The organism is Bradyrhizobium lupini, assembly GCF_040939785.1.
Taxonomy (GTDB): Bacteria; Pseudomonadota; Alphaproteobacteria; order Rhizobiales; family Xanthobacteraceae; genus Bradyrhizobium; species Bradyrhizobium canariense_D.
This window is the reverse complement of the sequence record NZ_CP162553.1, coordinates 2,996,196-3,008,588: the sequence shown is the minus strand read 5'-3', so window position 1 is coordinate 3,008,588 and position 12,393 is coordinate 2,996,196. Positions and strand designations below refer to the sequence as shown.

Genomic DNA, 12,393 nt, shown 5'->3' with positions numbered 1-12,393 from the left:
GACCCCAAAGCTCAGGGACGCGCCCAATGTCAGACCTATTCGACGTCAGTCGAGAAACCATCCTCGTCACAGGTGCGAGCCAGGGCTTGGGGCGGCAATTTGCCCGGGTGTTGGCGGCACATGGCGCGGCCGTCGCGCTCGCGGCGCGGCAGACCGACAAGCTGAAGAGCCTGGAAGACGAGATCCGCGGCAAGGGCGGCCGCGCCGCCGCCGTCGCGCTCGACGTCACCGACATCGCATCGATCGCCAGGGCCGTCGATGCCACGGAAGCCGCGCTCGGCCCGGTCACGGTGCTGATCAACAATGCTGGCATCGCGATCGAAAAGCTCGCGACCGAGCAGACCGAGGCCGATTGGGACGCGGTGATGGGCGCCAATCTCAAGGGCGCCTATTTCCTCGCGACCGAGATCGCGCGCCGCATGATCGCGCGCAAGCAGGCAGGCAACATCGTCAACATCGCCTCCGTGCTCGGCACCGGCGTGCTGAAGGCGGTGTCGCCTTACGCGATCTCCAAGGCCGGCATCATCCAGGCGACCAAAGCGATGGCGCTGGAGCTTGCGGGGCAGAACATCCGCGTCAACGCGCTGGCACCCGGCTACATCGACACCGAGATGAACCACGCGTTCTGGGCGACGCCGCCGGGCGAGCGCCTGACCGAGCGCATTCCCCAGCGCCGCATCGGCGCCGAGTCCGATCTCGACGGCGCGATCCTGCTGCTGGCCTCGAAGGCCTCGCGGTACATGACGGGCAGTGTGGTGACGGTGGACGGCGGGTTCTTGCTGAATTGAGAAGCTGCTATCGTCCCAGCCCCCCATGCGCAATTGCGCACTAGGCCGGGACGACGAGGTAGAGTCACCGCATCTCGCCCCTGATCATATCCGCCGCCTTCTCGCCGATCATGATCGCCGGCGCATTGGTGTTGCCGCCGATCAGTGTCGGCATGATCGAGGCGTCGACGACGCGCAGACCTTCCACGCCGTGCACCTTCAGCGCCGGATCGACCACGGCCATCGCGTCGGTGCCCATCTTGCAGGTGCCGACGGGGTGATAGACGGTGTCGACACGCGCGCGCAGGATGGCGCGGATATCGTCGTCCGTTCTCACATCGGACGTGAACATGTCCTTCTTCTGCAACGCGCGCATCGCGGGCGTCTCCATCAGCCTTCGCGTCGTCTTGAAGCCCGCGACCATCGTCTCGAGATCCTCCGCCTCGCCCAAGAAATTCGGATCGATCAGCGGCGCTGCCAGCGGATCGGCGCTTTTCAGCCAGACGCTGCCACGGCTCTTCGGCCGCAACAGGCAGACATGGCACGAGAAGCCCGCCTCCTTGTGCTTCTTGCGGCCGTGGTCGTCGAGCGTCGCGATGATGAAGTGCAGCTGGATGTCGGGCACATCGAGGTCGGCCCGGGTCTTCAGGAAGCCGCCACACTCGGCGAAATTGGTGGTCATCAGGCCGCGCCGCTCCCGGCGGTATCGTTGGATGGCGCGGAGCAGGGATGGTAGCCGGCCGAGCGACGAATGGACGAAGTGTGGATAGTCGGAGGCGTAGACGAACACGAAATCCGGATGATCCTGCAGATTGCGTCCTACGCCCGGCAAATGATGCACGACGTCGATCCCGTGGGCGGCAAGCGCCTTGCCGTCGCCTATGCCCGACAGCATCAGCAATTGCGGTGACTGGAAGGCGCCGGAGGCGAGGATCACCTCGCGACGGGCGCGTAGCTTCTTTGTCTGCTTGCCCTGGACATATTCGATGCCGACCGCGCGCCCACTTTCGAACAGGATGCGCGTGGCATGCGCCTGCGTCTCGACACGCAGATTGGCGCGCTTGTCCATGTGGGGATGCAGATAGGCGCGCGCCGCGCTCCAGCGCTCACCATTGTGCTGGGTCACCTGGTAGCTGCCGAGCCCTTCGTGATCCTCTTCATTGAAGTCCTCGCGGATGCGGAACTGCGCCTCGCGGGCGGCCTGATGGAAGATGTCGTGGATCGGATTGTCCGCGCGCAGTCTGTTGACATGCAGCGGGCCGCCCTTGCCATGATAGGCGCCGTCGAAATCGGCGTTGTTCTCCGAGCGCTTGAAATAGGGCAGCACGTCCGCATATGACCAGCCGGCATTGCCGAGCGAGGCCCAGTGGTCGTAGTCCCATTTGTTGCCGCGGATATAGACCATGGCGTTGATCGCCGAGGATCCGCCGAGTCCCTTGCCGCGCGGTTGATAGCCGATCCGGCCGTTCAATCCCTTCTGCGGCACGGTATCGAAACCCCAGTTCGCCGCCTTGTATGGCAAAGCCAGTCCGAACGGCGTGGTGATCCGCCAATTGTCGTTCCGACCGCCGGCATCGAGCAGCGCCACGGATGTCCCCGCATCCTCCGACAGCCGCCCCGCCACCGCGCAGCCGCCGGAGCCCGCGCCCACGACGACGAAATCGAATGTGTCCGTCACTGATGTTTCCCCCTGCATTCATTCTTTCCGTCATTGCGAGCGCAAGCGAAGCAATCCAGACCTTTGCCGCGGAGGGATTCTGGATTGCTTCGCTGCGCTCGCAATGACAGGTGCTGAAACCTACGACATGAATCGCATCATCTTCTCCAGCCGCGCGATCTTGCCGCCATAGGGTGGATAGAGGTCGGCGAGGCGGTTGAATTTCGAGCGATAGAACACCGGCTTCAGCTTGCTGAACGTGCGAAAGCCCCATTCGCCATGATAGGCGCCGGTGCCGGATGCGCCGACGCCGCCCATCGGCTGGTTGATCTGCGCGAAGTGGAACAGGCAGTCGTTGATGGTGACGCCGCCGGAGACGGTGCGCGCCAGCACCTCGTCGCGCGCAACGCGGTCCTTGCCGAACCAGTACAGCGCCAGCGGCCGGTCGCTGGCGTTGACGAAGGCGATGGCATCGGCCGGTTCGCGATAGCCGAGCACGGGCAGTACGGGGCCGAAAATCTCCTCCTGCATCACCGCCATGTCTTCGGTTGCGCCCACGATCAGCGTCGGCGGGAATTTGCGGTGCGCCTTCCAGTTGGGATCGTCCGGTTCCGCCGGCTGCAGGATCTTTGCGCCGCGGCCTGCCGCATCCGCGACGAGATTTTCCAGCCGCGCATAATGCCGGTCGGAGATCACGGAGGTGTAATCCTTGTTGGCGGGATCGGTGCCGTACATGCGCCGCATCTGCGCGCGAACTTTTTCGGCGAAGGCCTGCAACGCGCGCTCGGGCACCAGCACATAGTCCGGCGCGATGCAGGTCTGCCCGGCATTGAGCAGCTTGCCGTAGGCGATGCGCTCGGCGGCCTCTTCGAGGTCGGCCGAGGCGTCGATGATAACAGGCGACTTGCCGCCGAGCTCGAGTGTGACGGGCGTCAGGTTACGCCCCGCGGCCTCCGCCACCAGCCGCCCCACCCGGGTCGAGCCGGTGAACACGAGATGATCGAACGGCAGATGCGCGAAGGCCTTTGCGACCTCGTCTTCGACGCCGGTGACGAGCAATTCCGCAGCGTCGAACCGCGCGGCGACCGTCTCCTTCAGCAGCGCTGAGAAATGCGGCACGAGCTCGCTCGGCTTGATGATGACGCGGTTGCCGGCGGCGAGCGCGCCGATGGCGGGCGCGAGCGTCAGCTGCAGCGGATAATTCCAGGGCGCGATGACGCCGACGACGCCGAGCGGCTGCGGCATCAGCCGGTTGCGCGCGGGCAGGAATTGCAGCGCCGTCGAAACGCGCTGCGGCGCCATCCAGCTCTTGAGGTGCTTGGTGGCATGACGGATCTCGGAGAACACCATCATGGTCTCGGCGATATTGGTCTCGACCGCGCAGCGGTGACCGAAATCGGCCGAGATCGCCTGCCGGAAGCGCTCCTCGTTGTCGGCGACGACAGTGCGCAACCGCGCCAGCCGGTCGAGCCGCTCGGCGAGGCCAGGCGCCGGCTCGGCCCGCGACCGCTCGACCATGGCATGGAAGGCGTCTTCGAGGCCCCGAAGCGGGGCGCTCGGCGGGGGGCGATCTGAGGGGCGATCCAAGGCGTGGTCCATGGCGTTCTCCCCCATTAAGTGGCGTTTCCGCCTGGTTTTGTTGCCGCAAGCTGGCCCCTTGTGGAACTTCTGGCAAGGGCCGGCCAAATAGGCTGCAAATTCGTCCACCGCGCTGTCATAAAGTCGAAAAAAACGTCCCCACAGCCCTTTCCAAAGGCACCCCGGGTTGGTACATACCGCCCGCACCCAACGGGCTTTGCCCGGGGTTGCCTTCCAAGGAAGCCTTCGGGACGGACGAAGCAAGCCACGCGAACAGCGCCGGCCCTTCATTCACCGTCCCCGGCGCTTTCACGAAGGCAAAGCAACGGTTAACGCGGGGTGGAGCAGCCCGGTAGCTCGTCAGGCTCATAACCTGAAGGTCATAGGTTCAAATCCTATCCCCGCAACCAAGTTCGGACCTTACCGGTCCCGATCCGAAAATGGCCCGCTTCACGCGGGCCATTTTTGTTTTGGCCGCGCTCCGGTGGAAACGTCGGTCGCACCTTGCGCAAGAGTGGGGGAACGGCTCACTCCGGATAGCTCAGGATCATCTTCAGCAACTTCGGAAACCGCGCGTTGATGTCCTCCTCGCGCAGGACATTGCGGTGCTGGACGCCTTGCTTTGACGTCCGGATCAGGCCGGCCTCGCGCAGGATGCGAAAATGGTTCGACAGGGTCGACTTCGCCATGTCAGGGCAGGGCGCCGCCTCGGTGCACGACATGCAATCACTCTGTGCGGCCAGGCTTTTGACGATCCGCAGCCGCATAGGGTCCGCGAGCGCTCCCAGCACCCCAGCCAGTGAAATCTCGCTCCGCGATGGGTGAACGAACTGCACCATGCACAAAATATAGCACCTCCCTTGAACTCATTCAATAGTTCACTAGTATTGAACTATTGAATATCGGCGTCGCGCCGGATGATGGAGAATGTGATGACCAAGAGACTCGAAGGAAAAGTTGCGCTCGTGACCGGCGCATCCAAAGGCATCGGTGCCGAAATCGCCGCGCGGCTCGCAGCCGAGGGTGCGGCGGTCGCCGTCAACTACAGCGCCAGCAAACAGGCCGCCGACAGCGTGGTCGCCGCCATTGTCGCCAAGGGCGGCAAAGCGATCGCCGTTCACGGTAATCTGGCCGATGCCAAGGACGTGAAAAGCGTAGTCGCGGATACCGTGAAGGCGCTCGGTGCGATCGACATCCTCGTCAACAACGCGGGCGTTTACGAGTTCGCGCCGCTCGAGGCCATCACGCCGGAGCATTTCCACAAGCAGTTCGATCTCAATGTGCTGGGCCTCCTCCTGGTCTCAGGAGAGGCGGCGCGGCACTTCAACGCCAATGGCGGAAGCATCATCAACATCAGCTCCGCGGCGTCGACCCTCGCGCCGCCGAACGGCGCCGTCTACTCCGCCACCAAAGCATCGGTGGATGCGATCTCCGCCGTGCTGGCCAAGGAACTGGCGCCGCGCAAGATCCGCGTCAACGCCGTCAATCCCGGCATGATCGTCACCGAGGGGGTCGTGTCCGCCGGCCTGCACGAGGGCGACATGCGAAACTGGATCGAATCCACCACTCCGCTTGGCCGAGTCGGCAAGGTCGAGGAGATCGCTGCCGCGGTGGCCTTCTTCGCTTCGGACGACGCATCCTACGTCACGGGCGAGACGCTTCACGTCGCCGGCGGCCTTCGCTGAATTTGTTGGTTTACAGAAGGAAATGGCACGCCTTGCGCGCGCCATTTTTTGTTTTGGGGCGTCCTCGATCATGCATGTCCTGCTTGGCTGAGCTTGGGTTCGTTCGTACCATGCCGAAGCGCATCCCGTCGCCGTCGGTGGAGCTGCCAAGCGTAAGCGCGATCAGCCCAGAGCATGCCATCCGGGAAGGAACCCAGGATGGCGCCGGGCGTCAACACGAGGACACCGGGCCCGTCCGGTGCTCGCTTGTTGGCTTGCCGTCGTTCGGAAGGAGAGGGCCAATGCAGTTCGAGGATTTCGACGCCGCCGATGTTCAGGCGGACGAGGCCCGGATCTTCATCCGTCGGGCCGGTTCGGGGCCGGCCGTTCTCCTGTTGCACGGATTTCCGCAGACGCATCTGATGTGGCGAGACGTTGCGCCGTTGCTCGCGCAAAACTTCACCGTGGTCTGCGCCGATCTTCGCGGATATGGCCGGAGCGATTGTCCTCCCTCCAGTCCGGACCATGCGCCATATGCAAAACGAGCAATGGCAAACGACATGGTGTCCGTCATGACGAAACTCGGCTTCGACCGTTTCTCGGTCGCGGGCCATGATCGTGGCGGCCGTGTCGCCTTTCGGCTCGCGCTTGATCACCGCGAACGCGTGCAGCGGCTTGCCGTCCTGGATGTCGTTCCTATTGCCGACGCCTGGGAGCGCGCCGACAAGAACCTGACGGTCGGCTATTGGCCGTGGTCGTTGCTTGCGCAGCCTGAACCTCTTCCCGAGCGGTTATTGTCGGCAGCCCCCGACGCCATCATCGACAATGCGCTGCATGGCTGGGGGTCTTCGGCCGGCAGCTTCAGTCCGGCGGTGCGAGCAGCCTATATCGACGCGTTGAGCGATGAGGCGCATGTTCACGCGATCTGCGAGGAATATCGTGCGGCCGCGACACTCGATCACGCGCACGATGTGGCGGACCGTCGTTCCTGCCGCCGAATTGACTGCCCTGTGCTCGTGCTCTGGAGCGGTCGCGGCCCCCTCAACGCGTGGTATGCGAGCGAGGGCGGCCCCTTGGGGCTCTGGCGGGCGTGGGCAGATGACATCGACGGAAAGCCGCTTGATGGCGGGCACTTCTTCCCGGAGGAGCTTCCGCAGCAGACTGCGTACGAGCTGAACCGGTTTTTTGGAGGCGGTGGATAGGACCAGCGTCTTGGCAGTGCTGCTTCCTTCGACAGCACGGTCTTGGCAAGCGCGAGGGCTGCCCCCTTGGGGCGAACGGCGATCGGAAGCAAACATTACGCCCGCGCCAGTCGCGCGGGCGTGATGCGTCTTGCGTACTACAGAATGCGTCAGGATCTGTGCGGACAGACCATCGTCAGATTGAGCAGCGTCGGCTTGTCCGAGCCCTTCTTGTAGTCCCACTCCAGCCGGATCTCGTGCCGGTGCGCGAAAGCGTCGCTGGCTTCGTGGGTGATGATCTTCGTCTTCATCGGGATTGGCGGCTCGGAGTTGAAGCATTTCCGGACGCAGGCATCGAGCAGATCGCATCGCGTCAGCGGAATGACGCCCGGCTCATCCCTGGACAGGGGGACTGTGTTCGGCTGGGTGCTGAGGTCGACGCGGGCCCGGCCCTTTTCCTTGTGCCAGTACTTGGCGCTGCCCTGCGGCCAGTTCGATGCCGGGTTCAGAATCAAATGGTACTGGCCGTATTCCAAGGTCGGCAGGTCGATGTCCTCGGACTCCTTGAGCTTCGCGACGCTCTTCTTCATGTTCGCCAAAGGATAGTAATTGCTATTCATCAAGTCTCGAAATGCCTTGCCGCTATATACCAGTCCGGCCATCGCCTCTTTCCTTCATATGTCTGTTTGTCAAAATCTCTGGTGCGGTGGCCGAAAATACGCGTCACGCTACGGCCGATCACGCTGTTTGTTGTGCGCCCTCAACGCTACCACTCAGGAATGTATTTCGTCCAGAGAGCCTCCATCCCGTAACGTCGCCTATGTCGCAAGCCCAATTGCCATGCACTTTCCTATAGGTATTGTTGGGTCGAACGCCTCGCGGGGATTGGGGTGAGGCTGCCGAGGCAGTGGTTGAAGGCGCTGGAATGCATTGCTTCGCTTGTCAGTCGGCGATTGGTCCGGGCGACCGCTGGTGCTCCAAATGCGGAGCGGCGGTGCGCCAGCCCGTCGACCCCGACAGCGAACGACGCTTTGTGACGATTCTGCGTGCCGACGTCGTCGATTCCACAGGTCTTGTTGCCGAACTGGAGCCGGAGGCGGCGGTGTCGCGCCTCGAGCCTGCTCTTGCGGCGATGAGAGGCGCGGTGCGCCAGTTCGGCGGCATCGTCAGCAAGGAGTTGGGTGACGGGTTGGCCGCCGTCTTCGGCGCCCCGATCGCCGACGACAACCACGCGCCCTTAGCCTGCCACGCGGCCATCGAGCTGGTCCGGCGTGTTGGCAGTCTGGGCGATCCAGGACTTCAAGTCCGGGTCGGCCTGCACTCGGGTCATGTGGTGGCCTACATGGTCGCGAGCGAATTTTCCAAGGTCTACGAGATCGGCGGCGCAGCCCAGCACCTCGCGGCTCGGCTGGAGACGGCAGCCGAGGCGAACCAGATCTATGTCTCCGAAGCCTGCCAGGAGCTGGCGGACGGACACGTCCGCTTTGAATTCCTTGGCCGCAAGGCGCTCCGTGGTTTCGGCGAGCCCCTGCCTGTCTACCGGGTGATGGGTGCGAGTGATCTGTCGAGCTGGCGGGTCCGACGTGCGCGGAGCGTTTCCAGATCGTCGACCGCACGACGGAGCGGGCGTTGTTGTGGCGCGCTGCGGATAGGGTTGCTGCCGGCCGGCAGACGGTTCTGCTGATGGGTGACGCCGGCATTGGCAAGTCTCGGCTTGCGCATGAATTCGCGCAGGACCTCCGGGCTGGCGGCTGGCGGCTGATCGATGTCGAGTGCAGCCCGAATCTCCAGGGTGCGCCGTACAGCGCGCTCAAGCGCCTGTTGCTCTCGATCCTCGATACGTCAGCAAGAGATCAGACCAAGACGGATGATCCCAGAGACGAATTGCCGGTGGTGCAACAGCGGGCTCTCGACGCGATCCTGGATTTGCCGGTTTCCGATCCGCAATGGGATGAATTGGAGCCTCACGCGCGCGGTCGTGCGATTTCAGACGCAAGCTGTGCGATCATCGAGAGCGTCGCCCGTCGTCAGCGTACGATCCTTTTGATTGAGGACCTGCACTGGATGGATCGGGCCAGCGATGCGGTCGTCGCGACCCTTTCGGGGCTGCAATGCCCTGATTTGCTTGTGCTGCTGACGACGCGGCCCAATGGAATGCCGGTGTGGATCGCGAGCTGCCGCGCGGAAATCGTGGCGATGCGGCCTCTCGATGACAATTCGGGGCTGGCCATGCTCGCGGACATGCTTGGTCCCGCCACGACCAACGAAGACCTGAAGAATCGGATCATCTCTCATACGGCCAACGTTCCGCTGTTCATTGAGGAGGTCTGCCGCAGTTTGAAGGACAGCGGCATGCTTCTTGGCCAGTGGGGCGACCTTTCCCTTGCGCGTCCTGTGGACGAACTCGGCATCCCCAGCAGCATTCAGGGTGTGATCGCGGCGCGGCTGGATCGTGTGTCACGACAGGAACGATCGCTTCTCCAGATCGCCGCGGCGCTTGGACCCCGGGCCGACCAGGCCACACTGCGAAGAGTAGCGGCCGTGCCGGAAGACGTCCTGCAGGATTGCCTCACCGCGCTCGACCGGGCCGAGTTGCTCGTCAGGATCGACAGTGAGTTGGAGGATCTGCTCGAGTTCCGGCACGAGATGGTCAGGCAGGTGACCTACGATTCGATGGTCGAGAAGGTGCGGGAAAGCATCCATGCCAGCATTCTGGCGGCTCTCGAGACCGACGAGGCGTGGACCGACGGTCCGGATACGCTCTGCTATCACGCGACCCGAGCGAAGGATTGGCGGAAGGCTTTTCAGCATAGCAGGAGCGCGGCTCGAAAATGTCTGGTGCGCTCGGCCTTTGCCGAAGCGGTCGATTATTTCGAGATCGCGATGGGTTCTCTCGACAAGATCCCGGTGACGCACGCGCGCGAAACGGACGCCATCGACCTGCGGATGGAGGCGCGATTGGCCTTTGCCGGGTCGGGGCGTGTCGCCGAAGCCCTGGATTTGGGGAGCGAGGCCGAACGGCGAGCCGATGCGATTGGCGATATTGAACGCAAGGTCGCGGCCATGACCATGAGAGCGGGTGCCCAGAATTTCTATGGAACGCCGGTTGAAGCTGTCGCGATCGGGGAAGATGTGGTGCATCTGGCGGAAAGCTCGGGAAATCCCGCTTGGCGTAATCTCGCGCAATACAGTCTCGGGCAGGCCTATTTTCTTTCCGGCCGCTACGATCGCGCCGAGAAGATGCTGGCCACCGCCCGCGTCCACCTTGCGGGTCTGACCGCGAGTGCTCCGATCGGCACGACCCCACGATCTTTGCTCCTGCTTTGCTGCATGATGAACAGCGTCACTCACACGGTGATGGGCCAGATCGATGCCGCCGAGCAGCTCCAGCAGCAAGCCGCAGCGATCGCGGAGGAGACCGGCCGCCCCTACGACCGCGTCGCCGCGGCCTATAGCGGCGGCTGGCTGATGCTCGGCCGCGGCGAGCCGGCGGCGGCCGCGGCCATTCTCGAGGATGGTTTTGTCCTGGCGCAGAAGCACGGCATCCGACTGTTCGTGCCGGTGCTCGCCTGCCATCTCGGCATGGCCTATTTAGAGCAGGGGCTGTTCGACCGCGCGCGCGGCATGCTGACGGAGGCGCGTGAGGAGGCGAAGGCGGTCGGCTATACCTCGGCGGTGCTGCGCAGCTCGATCTACCTGGCGCTCGCCACCCACCGTCTCGGCGACGTACAGGCCGCGCAGAACATGCTGCGCGAGGCGCGCAACACCGCGCGGCAACAGGGGTTCTCCGGGCTGGAGGCGGAGGCCCTGTTCGGCGAGGCCGTGGTGACGCCGCCGTCGGATGCGGAGGCCAAGGCGGCGATCCTGAGCGCCCTGCGCGCGACCATCGCGATCGCCACCGGGAGCGGCGCGCTGCCGCTGCGGCACAAAGCCGAGGCGATGCTCAACGAGATGCAGGCGACGGGTGACGAGCTGAGCTGACGGCAACGGCGGCCGGGGCCGCCATCGCGGCCGAAATCTGCCCGACGTGGCAAATAAATTCAGAAGGCGCCGCAAGGAGTTAGCTACTGTGCATGGGGTTGTTTTCGCCCTTTTATCTTGAAGGGCCCTTCATGGTGCAGCGCGGAGGACGGCACGCTTGTGCGGCCCGCTCCGATGACTATGCCCTTGCGCGCGCAGCAAGGTCGGCTACCGTCGGCCCTGGCCACACGGCCAGGCGACTTTTGATTTCAATTTTTTAGCATCCGATTTTCCGGCGCCGCGACGGCGCGACGCCCACCGAACGAGGCGGGGCCATGATCACACGGGACCAGTCGGCGCTGCTCGCGCCGGTCGAGCGCGACCTGCGGCTCGATCTCTTCCGCGGCATCGGTCTGTGGATGATCTTCCTCGACCACATCCCGCACGACGTCGTGGCTTGGCTGACCTTGCGCAATTACGGCTTCAGCGACGCCGCCGAATTCTTCGTCTTCATCTCCGGTTATCTGGTCGGCTGGATCTACGGGCCGATCGTCGCGGGCGGCTGGTTTCTCGCCGCGCTGAAGCGGCTGTGGCGGCGCGCGGTCGAGATGTACGTCGCCCACATCATGCTGTTCCTGCTGTTCACGGCGCAGATCGCCCGCACCGCGCGCCGCTTCGACAATCCGATGTACGAGCACGAGTTCAACGTGTTCAATTTCCTGTCGCATCCGGACGAGCTGATCGGGCAGGCGATCCTCCTGAAGTACAAGCCGGTCAATCTCGACGTGCTGCCGCTCTACATCACGCTCGTTTTCGCCTCGCCTTTCATCGTGTGGTGCCTGGTGCGCCGGCCGAACTTGACGCTCGCCGCATCCGTGGTGCTCTACGTGCTGGCGCGCTGGTTCGACTGGAACGTCGCCTCCTATCCGCCCGGCACGCACTGGTACTTCAACCCGTTCTGCTGGCAGCTGATGTTCGTGTTCGCAGCCTGGTGCGGCATCGGCCAGATCGACAAGATCGCGAGATGGGTGTGGTCCAGGGCGGCGATGGCGCTGGCCGCGGCCTGGCTCGCCTTCGCGCTGCTGATCGTGATGACCTGGCACGTCCCCGCGCTCGATGCCCTGACCCCGAAATGGATGATCAAGGCGATCTACCCGATCGACAAGACCGACCTCGACATGCTGCGCTTCACGCATTTCCTGGCGCTGGCGATCTGGGTGACTCACCTCATCTCGCGCAAATGGCGGACCCTGCACGGGGCCTGGCTGCGCCCTGTGATCCTCTGCGGCCAGCATTCGCTGCCGATCTTCTGCCTTGGCGTCTTCCTGTCGTTCTCGGCGCACTGGATCCTGACGCAATACACCAAGGGCGTCTGGGAGCAGCTCGCGGTCTCCGTCGTCGGCATCGTCATCATGATCGCAGCCGCCTGGCTGCTCGACCGGACCGAACGGGTGCCGAACCTGTTCGTGAAGGTGACGGAGATCGAGGAGGCCGACACCGTCCTGGAAAGCGCGCCTGCGGACAGGTCTGCCGTGGCGCCCGCGGGTCGTTGAGTATCGCCGGCCTGCATTTTCGCGGAGAGATCC

Annotated in this window: 8 protein-coding genes, 1 tRNA gene and 1 pseudogene; 6 read left to right on the top strand and 4 right to left on the bottom strand. The window is 63.9% G+C overall.

Annotated features, from left to right (window positions below):
* Positions 1 to 26: 26 nt before the first annotated feature.
* Entirely contained in the window at positions 27 to 788 is a 762-nt protein-coding gene (locus tag AB3L03_RS14305; RefSeq protein ID WP_085361656.1) for an SDR family oxidoreductase, read from the top strand.
* Positions 789 to 852: 64 nt separating this feature from the next.
* On the opposite strand, the gene AB3L03_RS14300 is transcribed toward AB3L03_RS14305, so the two are convergent.
* Both AB3L03_RS14300 and AB3L03_RS14295 read right to left on the bottom strand, forming a co-directional pair.
* Positions 853 to 2,445, bottom strand: coding sequence for a GMC family oxidoreductase (locus AB3L03_RS14300; protein ID WP_085385072.1), 1,593 nt, complete (start codon positions 2,443 to 2,445; stop codon positions 853 to 855).
* A 120-nt stretch (positions 2,446 to 2,565) separates the two neighbouring features.
* Positions 2,566 to 4,023: a coniferyl aldehyde dehydrogenase gene (locus AB3L03_RS14295; protein ID WP_085361654.1), complete on the bottom strand. Its 1,458-nt coding sequence runs from the start codon at positions 4,021 to 4,023 to the stop codon at positions 2,566 to 2,568.
* A gap of 312 nt (positions 4,024 to 4,335) precedes the next feature.
* On the opposite strand from AB3L03_RS14295, the gene AB3L03_RS14290 reads away from it, so the two are divergent.
* Positions 4,336 to 4,412 (top strand) — tRNA-Met (locus AB3L03_RS14290).
* 117 nt (positions 4,413 to 4,529) lie between these two features.
* Here the strand turns inward: AB3L03_RS14290 and AB3L03_RS14285 are convergent.
* Positions 4,530 to 4,841, bottom strand: a complete 312-nt coding sequence (locus AB3L03_RS14285; protein WP_026233807.1) for a helix-turn-helix transcriptional regulator — start codon at positions 4,839 to 4,841, stop codon at positions 4,530 to 4,532.
* A 93-nt stretch (positions 4,842 to 4,934) separates the two neighbouring features.
* Between AB3L03_RS14285 and AB3L03_RS14280 the strand changes: the two genes are divergently transcribed.
* Both AB3L03_RS14280 and AB3L03_RS14275 read left to right on the top strand, forming a co-directional pair.
* Positions 4,935 to 5,687, top strand: coding sequence for an SDR family NAD(P)-dependent oxidoreductase (locus tag AB3L03_RS14280; protein ID WP_085361679.1), 753 nt, complete (start codon positions 4,935 to 4,937; stop codon positions 5,685 to 5,687).
* Positions 5,688 to 5,968: 281 nt separating this feature from the next.
* The gene (locus tag AB3L03_RS14275; protein WP_231189505.1) at positions 5,969 to 6,868 is read left to right on the top strand and encodes an alpha/beta fold hydrolase; all 900 of its coding nucleotides are present in this window, start codon (positions 5,969 to 5,971) and stop codon (positions 6,866 to 6,868) included.
* 149 nt (positions 6,869 to 7,017) lie between these two features.
* On the opposite strand, the gene AB3L03_RS14270 is transcribed toward AB3L03_RS14275, so the two are convergent.
* On the bottom strand, positions 7,018 to 7,509 hold the full coding sequence (locus AB3L03_RS14270) for a hypothetical protein (protein ID WP_018459438.1): 492 nt from the start codon (positions 7,507 to 7,509) through the stop codon (positions 7,018 to 7,020).
* Positions 7,510 to 7,772: 263 nt separating this feature from the next.
* On the opposite strand from AB3L03_RS14270, the pseudogene AB3L03_RS14265 reads away from it, so the two are divergent.
* A pseudogene (locus AB3L03_RS14265) lies at positions 7,773 to 10,828 on the top strand (adenylate/guanylate cyclase domain-containing protein).
* Positions 10,829 to 11,142: 314 nt separating this feature from the next.
* Positions 11,143 to 12,360, top strand: coding sequence for an OpgC domain-containing protein (locus tag AB3L03_RS14260; RefSeq protein WP_026233810.1), 1,218 nt, complete (start codon positions 11,143 to 11,145; stop codon positions 12,358 to 12,360).
* The last annotated feature ends 33 nt before the right edge of the window (positions 12,361 to 12,393 follow it).

What these genes read in the sequence shown, in the direction of transcription:
- AB3L03_RS14305 (WP_085361656.1), top strand. Translation starts at nt 27, where the DNA reads ATGTCAGACCTATTCGACGTCAGTCGAGAAACCATCCTCGTCACAGGT.
- AB3L03_RS14295 (WP_085361654.1), bottom strand. Translation starts at nt 4,023, where the DNA reads ATGGACCACGCCTTGGATCGCCCCTCAGATCGCCCCCCGCCGAGCGCC.
- AB3L03_RS14285 (WP_026233807.1), bottom strand. Translation starts at nt 4,841, where the DNA reads ATGGTGCAGTTCGTTCACCCATCGCGGAGCGAGATTTCACTGGCTGGG.
- AB3L03_RS14280 (WP_085361679.1), top strand. Translation starts at nt 4,935, where the DNA reads ATGACCAAGAGACTCGAAGGAAAAGTTGCGCTCGTGACCGGCGCATCC.
- AB3L03_RS14275 (WP_231189505.1), top strand. Translation starts at nt 5,969, where the DNA reads ATGCAGTTCGAGGATTTCGACGCCGCCGATGTTCAGGCGGACGAGGCC.
- AB3L03_RS14270 (WP_018459438.1), bottom strand. Translation starts at nt 7,509, where the DNA reads ATGGCCGGACTGGTATATAGCGGCAAGGCATTTCGAGACTTGATGAAT.
- AB3L03_RS14260 (WP_026233810.1), top strand. Translation starts at nt 11,143, where the DNA reads ATGATCACACGGGACCAGTCGGCGCTGCTCGCGCCGGTCGAGCGCGAC.